This is a genomic window from Nonomuraea sp. NPDC003709 (genome assembly GCF_040610775.1).
Lineage (GTDB): Bacteria > Actinomycetota > Actinomycetes > Streptosporangiales > Streptosporangiaceae > Nonomuraea > Nonomuraea angiospora_A.
Window position 1 is genome coordinate 195,285 of sequence record NZ_JBEXMW010000015.1, and the last position, 15,750, is coordinate 211,034.

The following is a 15,750-nucleotide window of genomic DNA, read 5'->3' on the forward strand; positions in this document are numbered from 1 at the left end:
GCATCGTCCGTAAGGCCGAGAGTGTCATGGGTTCGGGATGACCCGTGTCATGGGGACCCGGTGACACGGCTCATGGGGACCCGGTGACACAGCGGACTAACCTCGCGAGCCCGGCTCAATCATGCTGACGACCATGACATCCCTCCGATTCAGGACACTGCTATCGACCGTGGGCCGTGCCAGGCGGCTGGCCCTCGCGACCGGGATGGGGGCCGTGCTCGCCGCGACGACCCTCACCGCACCGGCCGCCGCGCAGACGACGAGCGCCACCGGGACGAGCCAGGACGGCGGGCTGGACCGGCAGGCGCTCCGGAAGTCCCTGGACGCCGTCCACGAGGCGGGCATGTACGGCATCTACTCGCAGGTTCGCGACCAGGGTCAGACCTGGCAGGGCGCGTCCGGCGTGGCCGATGTCGACACGCGCCGCCCCGTACGGCCCGACATGGTGCACCGGGTGGGCAGCATCACCAAGACGTTCGTCTCGGTGGCCATCCTCCAGCAGGTGGCGCGCGGCGCCATCGACCTGGACGCCCCGATCGGCCGCTACCTCCCCGACCTCGTCCCCGGCGACCGCGGCCGGCGGATCACCGTACGGATGCTGCTCAACCACACCAGCCACATCGGCGACTACATCGGCTCGGCGTTCCCGTCACTGCTGGAGGGCTCGGCCAAGAGCCTGGACGACAACCGCTTCCGTACGTTCACCCCGAAGGAACTGGTCGGGATGGGCCTGGCCGCCGCCCCGACCGGCGAGCCCGGGGCGATCCCCGGGTCGTACTCGAACACCAACTACATCCTGGCCGGCCTGCTCCTGGAGAAGGTGACGGGCACGGACGCCGAGCGGTACATCACCCGCAACGTCATCCGCAAGGCGGGCCTGCGGCACACGTCCTTCCCGCGCACCCCGGTCATCCCGGGGCCGCACTCCAAGGCGTACGAGTCGCTGTTCGGCCTGATCGACCCGCCGCGCGACTACAGCGTCTACAACATGTCGTGGGGCGGGACGGCAGGCGCGATCGTGTCCACGATGGACGACCTCAACCGCTTCTACCGCGCGCTGCTGCGCGGCGAGCTGGTCGGCGCCGCGCAGGTCGCCGAGATGCAGAAGACGGTGACGGTGCTGGCCGGCGGGGCCGCGATCAACTACGGCCTCGGCCTCTACTCCCTCGACCTGCCGTGCGGCCGCTTCTGGGGTCACGACGGGGGCGTGTTCGGGATGATCACGCAGTCACTGTCCAGCCCGGACGGCAGCCGCCAGCTGTCCTTCGGGATCAACCTTGCGAAGTACCAGCGGATCGACGAGAACGGCGAGATCGTGCCGAGCCCGATCGACTTCGCCCTGGTCGACCACCTGTTCCTATCCCTGTGCGGCACCACCGCGCCCCAGGCCAAGTCCTCCCGGCTCCCGCTCACCCCGTTCCCGGCGGACAGGCTCGCTGCCGCGGTCCGTTGATCGCCTGGCAGGTGTGTTGCCCATCACTCTCGGAGTGCGGATTTGTCCACAGTTGATCGCATGGAATCTCCGTAATGTCCCTGCTGCCGGATCAACCGGTGCACGACAAACGGGGAGGAACCCAATGCGTAAGACTCTTGCGATCGCGGCTCTGGCCGGTTCGATGGCCGTCACCGGCCTCGCCCTGAGCCCGGTCGCCGCCCAGGCCACCACCACCACTGCTGCCACCACCTCGACGGGGACGAGCTGGGGGAAGTTCTTCTCCAGTGACCGCAAGGCCTACACGTTCGGCAAGACGTGGAAGAGCGGCCACGTGGTCCACACGAAGTGGTACGGCGTGGACAAGGTCGGCGGGAAGAAGGGCTGGGTGTGGTTCGAGTTCTACCAGAACGGCAGCTGGCACAAGTTCAACCGCTCGTTCGACGGCAAGGTGGTCGGGAGCTGGAGCGGCAAGGGGATCAAGAAAGTCTACACGTTCACCTGCTGGGCCGGCAAGTTCGACAACTGCGGCCGCAAGTACCGCATCTACTAAGCCGCCTGATCTCCTGACCCACCTCGTCACCACACGCGGTCCCCAGGCCCGGCGCCCCGCGCGCCGGGCCTTTCCGCGCTTCAGCGGGCCCGCCCCTTCGTCGGTCAACGGGCGGGCGCTCGGTCGCCGCAGCTGCGTTGGGGACTTCGAGGGCGGTCCCTGACTCACCGCCGCCGGTCAGAGGGACCGCGCCAGCTCGGCTGCCCGTGCCAGATGCCCGGCTTTGACGGCGGCCCAGTGATCGGGATCGTCGGCGCCCTCGCCATCGCGCAGCACCGAACCCCCGAACACGACGAACTCGCTCGCCTTCGCCCGCTCGCCGATCCGGTCGGTGAGCATGGTGGTCTTCATGGCCTGGTGGCAACCCGACGCGTCGAGCTCGGCGACGCTGTACCCGGCCGTGCACAGGACGAGCGCCTGCCGTGCCACGCGCAGGCTGCCGGGCTTGTACGCGAATCCCGTCGTCCACACGCGGTCGAACCAGCCCTTGAGCCGCGCCGGGCAGTCCGTCCACCACACCGGATAGACGAACACCCACACGTCGGCGGCATTGAGCCTGGCCTGCTCAGCGGCGACGTCATCGGGGACGCGCGCATCAGCGCGGTAGCCGGACTCGCGCTCGTACTCCTCCAATGTGAGTTCCGAGCGGAACCCCATCGCGTAGAGGTCCGAGACCGTACGCGTGTGGCCGGCGTCGTCGAGCCCGCCCAGGAACGCGTCGAGAAGCTCGCGCGTGAAGCTTCGCTCGCTCGGATGCGCGTAGACGATGTGGACGTGAGTCACGCACCTATTCTCATGCGCTCACGCAGCTCCTGGATCCTCACCCGGTGAAGGCCTCGCGGAGGAACGCGGCGATCTCCGCCCGCGCGGCCTTCGCCTGCGGCACCACGCCCGGCATGCTGAGGAAGGCGTGCGTCGCCCCGGGATGTTCGGCGAGCCGCGCGGGCGTCCCGGCCGCCCGCAGCCGTTCGGCGTAACAGCGGCCGTGGTCGGCCACCGGATCGATGGTCGGCACCACCACGAGTGCCGGGGCCAGCCCGCCCAGGTCGCCGGCGTACAGCGGCGACACCGTACGGGGATCCGATCCGGGCAGAACGGCGAGCCGCTGGAACAGCCGCATCTGCGTCATGGTGAGGACCGGGCCGTGGGCGTGCCGGCGCATGGAGGCGAGGTCGAACCCCGCCGAGGTCAGGTCGACAGCGGCATTGACCAGCACCTGCGCCCGCAGGGGCAGACCGGACTCCCTGGCCCGGATCGCGGCCAGGGCCGTGACCAACGAGCCGGTGCTCTCACCGAAGACGGCGACCCGTGCCGGGTCGACTCCCCACTGCCCGGCGTGCCGCACCACGTGCCGGAGCACGTCCCAGCCGTCGTCGACGACCGCCGGCAGCGGGGTCTCCTGGTCGAGAAGGCGGTGCTCGACCGAGACGACGACCGCGGGCAGCCGCGCGGCGAGGTGGCTGTTGACCCAGTCGCTCTGCACCGCCGTACCCACGAACCCGCCTCCGTGCACGTGGAGCACAAGAGGCGAGCCGGCCTGCCCGGCCGAGGGCCGGTACACCCGGACCCGGAGCCTGCGGTCGGGCAGCTCGACCTCCTGCCACCGGATCGTGGCGCCGCGGTCCGGAAACCCGGTGATCAGCCGGGCCAGACGGGACGACCGCTTGCGGTTCACCGCCTCGCGCAAGACGACCAGCTCTTCGGCCGTCATCGCCAACCAGTCCGGCTCCTTTCCCAGGGCATGCATCAACCGGATGCCCAGCGGCGGCCGCTCCGTTGCGGTGACCTCGCTCACGTGTCCTCCTCAGCCCGCTAGTTTCGCTACCTTAAGTATCGATACCAAGAGTAGCGCAATAGGGTGCCGCCGGCGCTTCACCGCCGCAGTTCGGGCGGCACGTATTCGAAGGTGGGGCCGGCCGTGGTGCCGTCTTCGTCGGGCATCCGCATCAGGGCCTGGGCCTGGCCCTTGAGCGCGTACATGGTGCCGGTGGCGGCCCCGAGCAGCTTCGGGCTGCCGTTGAAGGCCTGCTCGAGCTGGCTCAGCAGGGTGCAGTAGGTGTGGTTGAACTCTTCCTGCGCGGTCCTGATCGCGCTGCCCGGCTCGTGGTCGGACAGCCGCGGGTTGCGCCGCATCGGGGGTACGCCGGTCAGGTTCACCTGGATGGCCTCGCCGGTGGGCCCGCTCTGCGGGGTGTCGCCCCGCTGGTAGCGGCGGCCGAGCTTGAGCTCCTGGAAGCGGTAGTAGTGGCCGACTTCTTGGCGTTCGGGGTGGAAGACGTCCTGGTCGCCGTCCCAGACGCCGCCGCGGGCGGTGCCCTCGCCCTGCTCGACGATCTCCTCCAGCGCCGCCAGCGCCGAGGCGAGATCACCGACCTGGACCAGGTGCCCGGCGGTGTGGCGGAAGTGGTCGGCGCTCACCTGGCGGGCCGGGTCGCCGCTGAAGACCGCCTGCTCGCCGAGCCGTTCGCACAGGTGGCGCAGGCCCTCCTCGATGGCGGCGTAGAACTGCCCGATCGTCTCGTAGCCGTTGGCTTCGGCCGGGGCGCCGGGCGGTGCCGGCTGTTCGATCCGCAGGAACATCTCAAGGGCTTGCGGCCCGAAGGGCACCAGGGACAGCTCCAGCGAGCCGTGGGGCAGCGGCCGGGGGTGCGGCGGCAACATCCCCGGCGTGTCCAGTCGCGGCCGGCCGCCGACGGCGTTGAGCAGGTTGGCGGCCAGCGCCAGGTGCAGCATCTCCTCGACGAAGACACTGCCCACGACCTCGACGGCTTCGGGGTTGCGCTCCGGGTCGAGCGAGTACAGCGCGCACAGGTACGGCGGCAGGGTCGCGTGTTCCAGCTCGATCGCCCACTGCAGGTGCTCGCGCAGGCTTTCGAGGGTGTCGATCCGGGTTCGCTGGGGTTCCAGGTGTTTCATCGGTGTCCTGACTCTGTTGTGGGAAGGGGGCGTGTCACGCGACGTGATCGCCGGGCCGGGAGCCGTCCTCCAGTGCCTCGACCGCGTCGAGCAGGCCCCGCAGGCCGATCTCCTCGCGCTCGGCGTCCGTCGGGTCGAACAGCCACTCGGTGACCGGCAGCTCGGCGACCTCCTCCGGATGGCTCGACTCGACCAGGGTCACCTCGGTCTCGACCTCGATCTGGAGCTCGTACAGGAAGTCGTCCTCGCTGTTGGGAGCGCTCATCTTTCCTCCGTGCGTTACTTGCCGAGCCAGTCGCGGTAGTGGATGGTGCCGAGGACCGCGCCCTCGCCCGGCACCAGCGTCCGCTCGCCCGGCACGCTGCCGTAGTAGCGGGCCTGCGGGTCGGCGACCACCGTGCGCGGGTCACCCCAGGCGGCCAGGGCATCGCGGAAGAACTCGTCCATCCGAACGTCGTCGGGACCGCCCACCTCGACCCGGCCGTTCAGCGGCTGCCCCACCGCGACCCGGCCGACCGCCTGGGCGACCTCCTCACCCGCGATGGGCTGGAACCGCACCGGCGCGATCCGCACAGTGTCGCCGTCCGTGGCCTCCTCCGCGATGGCCCGTACGAACTCGAAGAACTGCGTCGCGTGCACGAGCGAGAACGGGATCCCCGACTTCTCGATCAACCGCTCCTGAGCGATCTTCGCCGCGAAATAGCCGTTCTCGGGCATCCGTTCCGTGCCCACCACCGACAGCGCGACATGATGACCGACCCCGGCCGCCGCCTCCGCGGCCAGCAGGTTGCCCGTGGAGGTCTCGAAGAACTCCATCACCGCCGCGGGCTCGAACGACGGCGAGTTCGACACGTCCACCACCACCTGCGCGCCCGCCAGCACCTCCGCCAGCCCCTCACCGGTCAGCGTGTTGACACCGGTGCTGGGCGCCGCCGCCACCGCCTCGTGACCGTGCTCCCCCAGCATGGCCACCACCTTCGACCCGATCAGGCCCGTCCCGCCGACCACGACAACCTTCATTGGTGCCCCCTCTCTGCCCGCCGGAGCACCCGTGTGCCAGCCGGTCATCAGCTAAGACAGGGCAGCCTCCAGGCTTGTGACAGCAGCCGCCGAAATTCCTTCGACCTCAGTGCTGGACCGTCGGCGCGGCCATCGCGGCGCATCCCGGCATCGCCATGGTCTTCACCAACGGCGGCCAGGTCTGCGGTGCGCGGCCGCGGATGCTGGTGCCGGCGTCGCGGCAGGAGGAGGCGGTGGAGCTCGCGGTGGCCGCCGCGGCGGCGTACGTCGTCGGCTGCGTACCGGCCAGGTGGACGTCAACGGCGCCGGCTGGAATGCGCTCGCGCCGTTCGGCGGTTACAAGCAGTCGGGCAACGGCCGCGAGTTCGGCCGCCACGGCCTCGAGGAGTATCTCGAGACCAAGTCCATCCAGAGCTGACCAGCGGAGATCTCCCGGGACTGTTATCTGCCGCGGGCTGTCCTCGCTGCTCGAGGGGTAGGCGGTAGGTGGCAGTCGAGGGGCAGGGGGAGATGGCGGTGGCCGATCTGGAGCAGGCGGCGGCGGTGTTCGCCGGGGTGCGACCACGCCTGTTCGGGATCGCGTACCGGATGCTCGCCAGCGTCACCGAAGCCGAAGACCTCGTCCAGGACGTCTGGCTGCGCTGGCAGGCCTACGACCGCGCCACGGTCGACGACCCCGCCGCGTTCCTGGCCACCACGACCACCCGGCTGGCGATCAACGCCACCCAGTCCGCCCGCGTCCGCCGCGAAACCTACCTTGGCCCCTGGCTGCCCGAACCCGTCGACACCGCCGCCGACCCCTACCTCGGCGCCGAACGCGCCGAAGCCCTGGAGTTCGCCGTCCTGCTGCTCCTGGAACGGCTCTCCCCCACCGAACGCGCCGCCTACGTGCTGCGAGAGGCGTTCGACTACCCCTACCGGCAGATCGCCGACATCCTCGACCTCAACGAACCCGCCGTACGCCAGCTCGTCAGCAGAGCCCGTAAACGCGTCCTCGTCGCCCGCCGCACCCCCGTCACCCGAGCCGAACAACGCCGGCTCCTCACCGCCTTCGTCGCCGCCGCCCGCTCCGGCGACATGACCGCACTCGAAGAGCTCTTCGCCGCCGACGTGATCAGCTACTCCGACGGCGGCGGCGCCGTCCGCGCCTCCCGCTTCCCCGTGGTGGGCGCGGAGCGGGTGGCGAAGTACCTGAGGGCGTTCGCGAGCCGGTTCTGGGCCGGGGTCGAGGTGGCCTGGGCGAGCACGAACGGCCAGACCTCAGCGCTGCTGAGCCGCGACGGACAGGTGTTCGCGGTCCTCACCGTCAACGCCTCGGACCAGGGCATCGACCAGGTGCTGTGGATGATGAACCCCGCCAAGCTCACCGCCATGTCCACCGCCGCCGAAGGTCACGACTCGCCGGAGGTGGACAGCAGCGGGCCCTGACGACGCCTCCCGACGGCCGCGGTCGTGATCGAGACGGCGACCAGCAGCACGCAGAGAGTTGTGATCGCCGCGACCACGGCGGCCACCCCGATCCAGGGCGCCGCGAGCGGCAGCAGCAGGACGGCGGCGACGCAGCCCAGGACCGCGGCGGGATAGATGACGGGCTCGGCGGCGACCAGCGCGTGCGCGGCCCACAGCAGCGCGAGATACACACCGACCGGGATGGCGACCGCGTAGCCGAGTGCCTGCGGCGGCGTCGCGACCGCGTGCCCGCTCTGCTCCACCGCCACCTCCAGCCCGGCGCCGAGGGCCGCCAGTGCCGCGAAGATGCCGTAGTGGCCGTACCCCCACAGGTACGAGCGATGCCGGCGGTCACTGAGCCCCTCCCCCGCCTCGATGAGGAAGTACAGCCACCAGAGCGCGAACAGCAGCACGAGCCCGCAACCGGCGATGACGACGAAGGCTCCCCTGATCTGGCCCGCTTCGAGCGCTCCCTCGACTCCCCTGCTCGCGGCCAGCACGCTCTCGCCGAGCAGAATGATCGTGAACAGGCCGTAGCGCTCGGCGATGTGGTGCGGGTGCCAGGTGGTGGGCCTGGCCCGTTCCGCCCACCGCGGCACCGAGAGTTCCAGTACGTCCAGGAAGACAAGGACCAGCAGTCCGACGAAGGAGGGCAGCAGGCCCAGCTCCGCGAACAGGTAGCGCAGCGCCCAGCCCGCCGTCACGAGGCCGATGCCGGCGGCGTAGCGCAGCGCGGTGCGTCGGCGGGCCGGGTCTTCGAGACCGGCTCGCAGCCATTGGGCGACGAGCCCGATCCTCATGATGACGTAGCCGAGGGTGATGATGCCGTAGTCGGAGTGACTGAACGCGGCGGGCACGCCGGCGGCGAGGGTCAGCACGCCGGCCATCTGCACCATCGTCAGCAGCCGGTAGGCGACATCGTCGGTGTCGTAGGACGAGGCGAACCAGGTGAAGTTCATCCACGCCCACCAGATCGCGAAGAACACCTGGAGGAACGGGACCAGTGCGGCGAGGCCGTGACCGTCGGCGAGGTTGTGCGCGAGCTGGGCGGTGACGGCGGCGACCGCGACCACGAAGGTGAGGTCGAACAGCAGCTCGAGCTGGCTCGAAGCGCGGTGCGGCTCGTCGATGGGGCGGGCGCTCATCCGGACCCGAAGGCGGATGGTGGTGCCGGTGGGTGGCAAGGTCTCGCTCCTGTCGCTGCGCAACGTCCGGTCCGTCTGTAAGACAGGGCGGCGGCCCGGTCTGTGACAACTCGGCACGACAGCGTCGACTTGGCCACCGGCGCCTGCGACTCGCCCCACCCGCGCTCACGACCGTCGGCCGGCGCCCGCACCAGGCCGACCCGGATCGGATCACTGAGCGCGGCCATCACCTCGGTCGGGCCGATCTCGCCAGGCCGACATGGGTAACGACCGATCGAACAATTACGCGGTCAATCGACCGGGCTGGTCCTTTTGGCAGGGTGGGTGTCAGTCGGCCTGCCTACGTCGTGCGCCGCCTCGCCACACCTCCTCGATGGCCCGGGACGCCGTGATGTCCGTGGTCGGGTCGCCGTTCACGAGCAGCAGGTCGGCCCGGAGGCCAGGGGCGATGCGGCCCCGGTCCGTCAGGCCGAAGAGGCGGGCCGTGGTGCCGGTGGCCGCCGCCAGCGCTTGCTCCGCCGTCCAGCCCGCCTCCGTCAGCAGGAGCAGCTCGTGGTGCAGGCCCGCCCCGTGCACCGGCCCGAACGGGGTGCAGTCCGTGCCCGCCAGCACCGGCACCCCCGCCCGCCGCAGGGCCGCGGCCGCGTGCGAGGCGTTGATGACGCCCTGGGAGTGCATGGGGATGTCCGCCCACTCCCGGCCGAACGTGGCCTTCGAGCGGTCCGACATGCGCGCGGCGATCCGCGGGTCGCGCAGCAGTTCCCGGCCGTTCGGGTCGCCGGTGACGGCCTCGATGTAGGTGATCGTGCTGATCACGAACGCGTCGTACGCGGCGATCCTGGCCGCCATCTCCTCGGCCTGCTCCTCGTTCACGTCGGAGTACAGGTGCGCCAGCCCGTCGGCGCCCGCGTCCAGGGCGATGAGCGCCTCCCTGGCGGTGACCGTGTGCGCGATGACCCGCAGGCCGGCGGCGTGCCCGGCCTCGACCAGGACGGCGGCGAGCTCGGGGCCGAGGGCGGGCAGCCGCATCCCGGACGACCCGCCGTCGTCGATGGCGATCTTGAGGTAGTCGACACCCTCGGCCAGCCGGGCCTCCACGAACGCCTTGGCCTCGCCCGAGTCGGCCACCGTGTCGAGGGTGCGGTCCGTGCCGAGGGCCTTGAGCACGTCCGCGGTCATGATCTGGGTCGGGTGCCCGTGCGGGGCGGTGGCGATCATGCTGGAGCTGCGGATGTCGGCCACGTCGTCGCGTTCGGCGGCCTGGCGGCGCTGGGCGGCGAGGAGCGGCGGCAGGTTGTTCATGTCGAGCTCGGTGGTGACGCCGAACGTCAGCGCCTCGGCCAGGTCGCCCTCGAAGGCGTGCGTGTGGGCGTCGATCAGGCCCGGCAGCAGGGTCTTCCCGGCGCCGTCGATCACGGCGTCCACGTTGCCGGCGACCTCGCCGCCGATGGCGACCGCGCCGATGCGGTCGCCGTCGATCACCACGTCGGCCGCCGGCACGGTCCGCTCGCCGTCGAAGACCCGGACACCACGAATCAGGGTACGCATACTTCTCCCCCAGATAATTCGATATCCAACTAGATCTGCCTCGAATAGTACGACCTCGAACTACCAGAGAGCAAGCACGCGAACGGCCCGCGCCCAAGAGGACGCGGGCCGTACGGAATCACGACCTCAGTGCGAGAACGCCTGGAACTCGGCCGCCCTCACCTGCTCCCGCTGCGGGCTGGCCGTGGCGCAGTCCGTCGCGGAGTTCGGATCCTGGTCCTGCTCACCGGCGTACAGCGGATTGCCGGTGCACTGCGTGCTGAGCACCCGGAACATCAGATGCGTGGCACTCGTGGCCCGCACGTCGAACGACTTGAAGATCATGTCGGCGCCCCGGGGACGCGGCAGCCCCGACTTGAAGGCGTCCGAGGGGCTGGTGTAGATCTTCGTGAAGTTCGCCGGGTCGGTGCAGCCCGAACCGCAGGCCAGCACCTCGAACGAGCGCACGCTGGAGAAGCGGTTCTGCCCGCCCGGGTCGGCCGCGTCGTTGACGTTGGGCCGCAGCATCGCGCTCACCTGCACGCGGCGGACCTTGACCGGCGCGTCGCCCGCCAGGTCCACCACGACCGACTTGCCGGCGGGCGCGCCGGTGAGCGAGGCCCAGTTCGTGGCCTCGGTCTCGTCGATCAGCTTGGCCTGGTTGACGCCGTCGCCCGTGGCCGTCGCGCCGCCCGCCGCCGAGGCGAGGTTGCGGGTCAGCGGCAGCGGGAGCGGCAACTGCACGCCGCCCACCACCACGAACTTCAGCCGCGTGTGCCCGAACCCGTTGCCCGCCACGATGAACGAGTACACGCCGGGCGTCATCTCCACCGTGTCGCCCAGCGGCGTCGCCGGGTCGGTGTCGGCGACCGGGACCGCGCGGCCCTCGTAGTCGCCCACGTACAGCCGCAGCGCCGCACCCTTCGCCTCACCCAGCGGCTTGAGCTGCAGCGAGCCGTTCTTGCCCGCGGGGTTGACGAAGCTCGGCGTCGGGTCGGCGTCGTTCGGGCCGGTGCTGGCCGCGCCCTTGCCCAGGCCGTGCTCGGCGAACGCGCGCCACATGATGTCCTGGTTCTTGCCGCCGAACCGCATCGCGTCGGCCGCCAGCAGCGCGTCGCGGTGGTCGACGTAGCTGACCGCGCCCGAGGCCATCAGCAGCAGGGCGTCGAACGACAGCTGCGCCCAGCGCCGGTTGCCCGGGCACCGCTCGACCGGCGTCTGCCCGTCCGCGCAGGCCCGCTGCTGCCTGGCCGTGCCGTCGCCGTACCGCTTGACGAACGCCGCGCGCACGTCGAACTGGGTCGCCGACCAGATCTCGCCGTCCGCGTGCACCTGCTGGCCGACGATGTCGTACGCGACGTCGCTGTAGTTCAGCGGCGACTTGGACATGTCGTAGTTCCTGATGCCGCGTTCCTTGTCCCCGGTCACGTAGCCGCCGGTCACGTACGGGGTCAGGCCCGAGGGGCGGAAGCCGTACTCGAAGAGGTGCTCCATCGCGAACAGGTCGGAGGTGCTCTCGTTCATGGCCCCGGCCTGGGCGCCGCTCCAGCCGGCGTTCGGGCCGCCGATCATGCGGCCGGAGATCGCATGCGTGTATTCGTGGCCGATGACCGACATGTCGTAGTCGCCGTCCACGCAGGGCGAGTAGAACGAGCCGGCGATCGGCTGCCACAGGTACATGTTCGTGATCGGCGCGAGCCCGTCAGGGCCGGTGATCTGGTTGGCGTTGTCGCGCACGGACAGCACCCGCGCGCCGGCCTGCGCGTTCCCCTGCTCGGCGTCGCCGCCGAGGCCGCCGCGGGCGCCGTTGTCCGCCTGCATGTTCCAGGCCGTCTCGGTGAAGCCGAGCCGGTACGACCAGTCGTGCATCCTGTTGTGCATCGCGTTCAGGTTGGCGATGGCGGCTTCCAGGTCGGCCTCGCCGGCCTGGTCGAACACCGCCGGGTCGCACTTGGACTCGTGCCAGGTGTTCTTCCACGGGAAGAGGTAGTTCCTGCTCGGGGTGAGCACGTTCGTGCGGGTCCCGACGGAGAACGGGTCGCCGTTCGCCCGGTTCTCGGTCGTCTTGGTCGCGTTGCCGGCGCTGGTGTTCGTCGAGGCGTCCGTGGTGTGGTCGACGTCCCACGCCTTGCCGGTCGCCGGGTCGCCGCCGGTCACGTAGTCGCAGCCGGGGCCCGCCGCGAAGCACCAGGTCTGGCGGGTGTCGCGGGAGGAGTAGTCGTCGCGCGGGTTCGCCGGGAAGGCCTTCCAGCGCGGGTTCTCGGGGTCGAAGTGGTCGACCAGGTTCTCCCGTACGAGGATGGCGCCGCTGACGGCGTCCACGTGCGTCGTGTACCCCGCCGCCTCGCCGCTCGAGCCGCCGATCAGGACCACCTGGTACGCGCTGTGCACCCCGTCGGGAGCGGGCACCGCCACCGGCGTGGCCTGCTTGGTGGCCGCCGTGGCCAGGTCGATGCCGCCGTCCCTGGCCGCGATCTCCAGCGCCTGCTGCGCGGTGATCGTCGCGGCCGGCGGCGCCTCCGTCTCGCGGGACAGCGAGGAGGTGACGTGCCTGATCTGGCCGTTCAGCACGCCGATCGAGACGAGGCCGTCCACGCCGGCCGGCAGGTCGCCGAAGCGCTGGCGCAGCAGCACGGCGTGACCCGCGCCGACGGGGTTGACCGCGACCCGCTCCAGCGCGTCCACCGCCTGTGCGGACAGGCCGAAGACGGCGGGGTTGTTCTTGAGGTACGTGCGGGCGGCCTGCTCGGGATCGGACCCGAGTCCTTCGGCCAGTGGTTCGGCGCTGGTGACGGCCGCGGGGGTGCCGAGAGCGTTCCAGCGAATCTCGGCCACCGTCCCGGCGCTGCGGGCGTTCAGTCCGGCGGGCGGGGCGACCCTGCCCTGCCGGTTGTCCACGTCCGGCTTGCCGTGCTCTTCGGCCTGGAAGTCATGGATGGGGGCCTGCCCGCCGGGTTCGCCCCGGGCGGGCCCTGCGAGGGGTAGTGCCGACGCGGCGAGCGCGACGGCGACGAGTGCACTGCGTAACCAGGACAACGTTTCCCTCCTGCGTCTCAGGGATGCGCGGATTGCACGCATCCCGCAAGAGGTAACACCGAGTCCGGGGGCTGGCAAGATCTCAGTGCGGGACCGGTGGCCGGCGCCTCGGCGGACCATAGAGCCGTTCTCAAAACGACGCCCTTACATGGCATGAGGGGTTGAGCCCGCCGTGCCCGGCGCAGTTCCCGCACTGATCATTCAACCTGTCGTCGTGGACCCGCCGCAACCGGATTTACCGGCTCGCGAACAGCGACGCGTACACCGGCCGCCCGTGCTCGGTGACCACCTGACCGGCCAGCCCGTCGCCGGTCACGGTGGACAGCCGCAGGTCGAGGTAGCGCTCCTCCTCGACCATGCGCACGTCACCGGCCGGCGTCGGCAGCCAGGAGGCCACCTCTGCCTGACGGGCGGCCCGGTCGCGCGCCAACTCCGCGCGCAGCTCGGCCAGGCTGCCCGCCTCGTACGGCTCCGCGTGGGCCTGCTCGGGCTCGGCCCGCCAGGCGGCGACCCCGTACGCGAAGCAGACCAGCGCCATCCACATCTCGGCGAAGTACACCGGATCGGGCGCCAGCTCCAGCCCCGCGAACCTGTCGTCCACGAAGAACAGCGCGCCGAGCTGCCCCGGCAGCAGCTCCAGCCGGCTCTGGAACTGGGTCAGCGTCGCCCGCTTGCGCGACAGGATCTGCTCCAGGTGCCCGCGCGACGGCAGCCCGCACGCGGCGTTGAGCTCGGAGATGTCCGGCCACAGCTTGGCGTAGTCGTGGTGCCCGCGCAGCTCCAGCGCCTTGGCCCGCAGCTCCACCGGCAGCACGAAGAACCACTGGTCGCGGCCCTCCAGGTAACCGCCCTGGCCGGCCTGGACGCAGCAGGCGTCGTCGAACCGCCTCGTCTGCCCGGCTCCCATCAGCGCCGCGGAGCACAGGGCGTGGTTCTGGGCGGCGTCCTGGATGTAGCCGATGTGCAGCGGCACGATCGCCACACCCTCGCGGGCGCCGTTGAGCAGCTCGACCCGGCCGTACCCGACGACCCGCTCGAGCTTCAGCCCGGAACGGGGCGGCACGATGCCGGGCCGCTCGGGGCCCCAGATCGGCACCATGGTCAGCGCCCCGGCGCGCTGCGGCGCGCCCGCGCGGTAGCCGCGCAGGTCGAGCGGCGCGGGCAGGAGCGTCTCGAGTGCGGTCATGTTCGTCCTCCTTCCAGACGGCTCAGCATGGCCGTACGGATCCAGTCACGGCCGGGCGCGCAGTGGCCGAACAGCCACGGCAGCAGCCCGGCGAAGTCGTCCTGATGCCAGAACGGCCGACGCGGCAGCAGCGGCGCCGGGTCGCGCAGGGTCAGGTCGTCGCCGGCGGTGAACGTGGCCTGGCAGAGCACCACCGGAGTGGTGACGCCCGCGCGGGGCAGCGTGGCCGCCACCCTGGCCAGGTCGCCCGGCAGGACGTTCTCGTAGCCGTCGGTCACGATCACCACCAGGTCGGGGCGGGTGTCCAGGGCGTCGAGCAGCCGGGTCGCCAGGTCGGTCGCGCCATCGACGGTCTCGCCCGCCGTGCGGCGCTCGCGGACCTCGGGGACCTCGGCGGTCTCGATCACCGTGAGGCGCTCGCGGGCCTCAGGGGCCTCGGCGGTCTCGATCACCGTGAGGCGCTCGCGGACCTCGCGGACCTCGGGGGCCTCAGGGGCCTCGGGGACCTCGATCACCGTGCGGCGCTCGCAAACCTCACCCGTCTCGACCACCGTGAGGCGCTCGCAGACCTCGGCCAGGACCAGCCTCAGCGCCCCGGCCTGCGACATGACCGCCCACTCGCGATCGCCGTACCCGCGCATGGAGCCCGACGTGTCGAGCACCACGGCCACGTGGCCGGCCAGGCGCGGCAACCCACGCGTCGCCTCGGCCACGTAGCCCGCCAGCGCGGGCCGCAGCTCGGCGGCCGGCCCACCCCGGTAGAGGTGCACCAGCGTCGCGGCGATGTCGCCCCGGTTGGTCGGCGTCACGATCGGCGGGCGCTCCCCGACCTGGTCGAGCGGCGCCGGCGGCTCCTGCGGGGCCTCCGCGCCGTACGTGCCGGGCGCGTAGAGCGCGCGCACCCGCCCGATCGCCACGGCCGGGTCGGAGGTGAAGCGCAGCAGGCTCCTGCGCAGCCGGCCGGAGCCGGTGTCGCCCTCCGCGATCAGGCGGGCGCACCCGCGCGCGGTCGCCTTGCCGAGCGCGTGCTCGAAGCAGTCGACCAGCGCCGGCCGACGCGCCTCGATGAGCGCGTCGGCCTCCGGGTGCTCCAGGACGAACGCGACGACGGCCCGCGTGGCGTGCTTGTGGTTGACGCGCAGCCGCCGCAGCGCCAGGAGCGCGGTAACGGCGTACGCCGGCGGCAGGCCGAACATGAGCGCCCTCGTGACCTTGGCCAGGGTCGCGCGGGTGCGCTCGTCCAGGCAGTCCTGCGAGGCGGCCAGCGTGCACAGCAGCACGCGGGCCCGCTGCCAGGGGAGCACACCGGGCACCAGCGCCAGCAGCGCGTATCCCTCGGGGTCGCTCAGCCGGGCACTGCGGTGGAGCTCCGCGTCGTCCCAGGCCAGATCGCCGCCCCTGGACAGGACCAAAGGGGCGTCGTGCGTCCTGAAATGCTCGAGAAGAGTCGGGGTGTCCACGAGATCGAGATTAAGGAATCCGGCCC

Annotated in this window: 13 protein-coding genes and 1 pseudogene; 4 read left to right on the plus strand and 10 right to left on the minus strand. The window is 71.2% G+C overall.

The genetic code is table 11. The features are described 5' to 3' along the window. The first annotated feature begins 133 nt into the window (after positions 1–133). Both ABZX61_RS38325 and ABZX61_RS38330 read left to right on the plus strand, forming a co-directional pair. Positions 134–1,453 carry a serine hydrolase domain-containing protein gene (locus ABZX61_RS38325; RefSeq protein WP_355201228.1) on the plus strand — a complete coding sequence of 440 codons (1,320 nt, stop codon included), beginning with the start codon at positions 134–136 and terminating at the stop codon, positions 1,451–1,453. Positions 1,454–1,577: 124 nt separating this feature from the next. Then, a complete protein-coding gene (locus ABZX61_RS38330; protein ID WP_355201230.1) occupies positions 1,578–1,985 on the plus strand; it encodes a hypothetical protein in 408 nt (135 codons plus the stop codon). 177 nt (positions 1,986–2,162) lie between these two features. Here ABZX61_RS38330 and ABZX61_RS38335 read toward each other — a convergent pair whose 3' ends face one another. The 5 genes from ABZX61_RS38335 to ABZX61_RS38355 form a co-directional block, all read right to left on the minus strand. After that, entirely contained in the window at positions 2,163–2,768 is a 606-nt protein-coding gene (locus tag ABZX61_RS38335; RefSeq protein WP_355201232.1) for an NAD(P)H-dependent oxidoreductase, read from the minus strand. 37 nt (positions 2,769–2,805) lie between these two features. Continuing rightward, positions 2,806–3,780, minus strand: coding sequence for an alpha/beta hydrolase (locus ABZX61_RS38340; protein WP_355201233.1), 975 nt, complete (start codon positions 3,778–3,780; stop codon positions 2,806–2,808). Positions 3,781–3,857: 77 nt separating this feature from the next. Further along, a complete protein-coding gene (locus ABZX61_RS38345; protein WP_355201235.1) occupies positions 3,858–4,901 on the minus strand; it encodes a ferritin-like protein in 1,044 nt (347 codons plus the stop codon). Between the two features lie 34 nt (positions 4,902–4,935). Then, positions 4,936–5,166 (minus strand): hypothetical protein, encoded by a 231-nt coding sequence (locus ABZX61_RS38350; protein WP_355201237.1) that lies wholly within the window; start codon positions 5,164–5,166, stop codon positions 4,936–4,938. 14 nt (positions 5,167–5,180) lie between these two features. Beyond that, positions 5,181–5,921 (minus strand): SDR family oxidoreductase, encoded by a 741-nt coding sequence (locus ABZX61_RS38355; protein ID WP_355201239.1) that lies wholly within the window; start codon positions 5,919–5,921, stop codon positions 5,181–5,183. Between the two features lie 262 nt (positions 5,922–6,183). Here ABZX61_RS38355 and ABZX61_RS38360 point away from each other — a divergent pair. Further along, positions 6,184–6,339 (plus strand): annotated as a pseudogene (locus ABZX61_RS38360) (aldehyde dehydrogenase family protein); the annotation flags it as partial. A gap of 68 nt (positions 6,340–6,407) precedes the next feature. Then, positions 6,408–7,349 carry an RNA polymerase sigma-70 factor gene (locus tag ABZX61_RS38365; protein ID WP_355201241.1) on the plus strand — a complete coding sequence of 314 codons (942 nt, stop codon included), beginning with the start codon at positions 6,408–6,410 and terminating at the stop codon, positions 7,347–7,349. Here ABZX61_RS38365 and ABZX61_RS38370 read toward each other — a convergent pair. From ABZX61_RS38370 to ABZX61_RS38390, 5 genes are all read right to left on the minus strand, one after another. Further along, positions 7,313–8,554: a low temperature requirement protein A gene (locus ABZX61_RS38370; RefSeq protein WP_355201243.1), complete on the minus strand. Its 1,242-nt coding sequence runs from the start codon at positions 8,552–8,554 to the stop codon at positions 7,313–7,315. The two genes, ABZX61_RS38365 and ABZX61_RS38370, sit on opposite strands and share 37 nt — an antisense overlap. A 288-nt stretch (positions 8,555–8,842) precedes the next feature. Further along, the gene (locus ABZX61_RS38375) at positions 8,843–10,063 is read right to left on the minus strand and encodes an amidohydrolase family protein (protein ID WP_355201245.1); all 1,221 of its coding nucleotides are present in this window, start codon (positions 10,061–10,063) and stop codon (positions 8,843–8,845) included. Between the two features lie 126 nt (positions 10,064–10,189). Further along, entirely contained in the window at positions 10,190–13,078 is a 2,889-nt protein-coding gene (locus ABZX61_RS38380) for a M36 family metallopeptidase (protein WP_355201246.1), read from the minus strand. A gap of 235 nt (positions 13,079–13,313) precedes the next feature. Further along, positions 13,314–14,264 (minus strand): DUF6569 family protein, encoded by a 951-nt coding sequence (locus ABZX61_RS38385; RefSeq protein ID WP_355201247.1) that lies wholly within the window; start codon positions 14,262–14,264, stop codon positions 13,314–13,316. Further along, on the minus strand, positions 14,261–15,724 hold the full coding sequence (locus ABZX61_RS38390) for a hypothetical protein (protein ID WP_355201248.1): 1,464 nt from the start codon (positions 15,722–15,724) through the stop codon (positions 14,261–14,263). The genes ABZX61_RS38385 and ABZX61_RS38390 overlap by 4 nt, the downstream gene beginning before the upstream one ends. Positions 15,725–15,750 lie beyond the last annotated feature (26 nt).

Bases quoted from the DNA above. Each gene is read 5' to 3' on its own strand.
- ABZX61_RS38325 (WP_355201228.1), top strand. From the start codon at position 134: ATGACATCCCTCCGATTCAGGACACTGCTATCGACCGTGGGCCGTGCC.
- ABZX61_RS38330 (WP_355201230.1), top strand. From the start codon at position 1,578: ATGCGTAAGACTCTTGCGATCGCGGCTCTGGCCGGTTCGATGGCCGTC.
- ABZX61_RS38345 (WP_355201235.1), bottom strand. From the start codon at position 4,901: ATGAAACACCTGGAACCCCAGCGAACCCGGATCGACACCCTCGAAAGC.
- ABZX61_RS38350 (WP_355201237.1), bottom strand. From the start codon at position 5,166: ATGAGCGCTCCCAACAGCGAGGACGACTTCCTGTACGAGCTCCAGATC.
- ABZX61_RS38355 (WP_355201239.1), bottom strand. From the start codon at position 5,921: ATGAAGGTTGTCGTGGTCGGCGGGACGGGCCTGATCGGGTCGAAGGTG.
- ABZX61_RS38375 (WP_355201245.1), bottom strand. From the start codon at position 10,063: ATGCGTACCCTGATTCGTGGTGTCCGGGTCTTCGACGGCGAGCGGACC.
- ABZX61_RS38385 (WP_355201247.1), bottom strand. From the start codon at position 14,264: ATGACCGCACTCGAGACGCTCCTGCCCGCGCCGCTCGACCTGCGCGGC.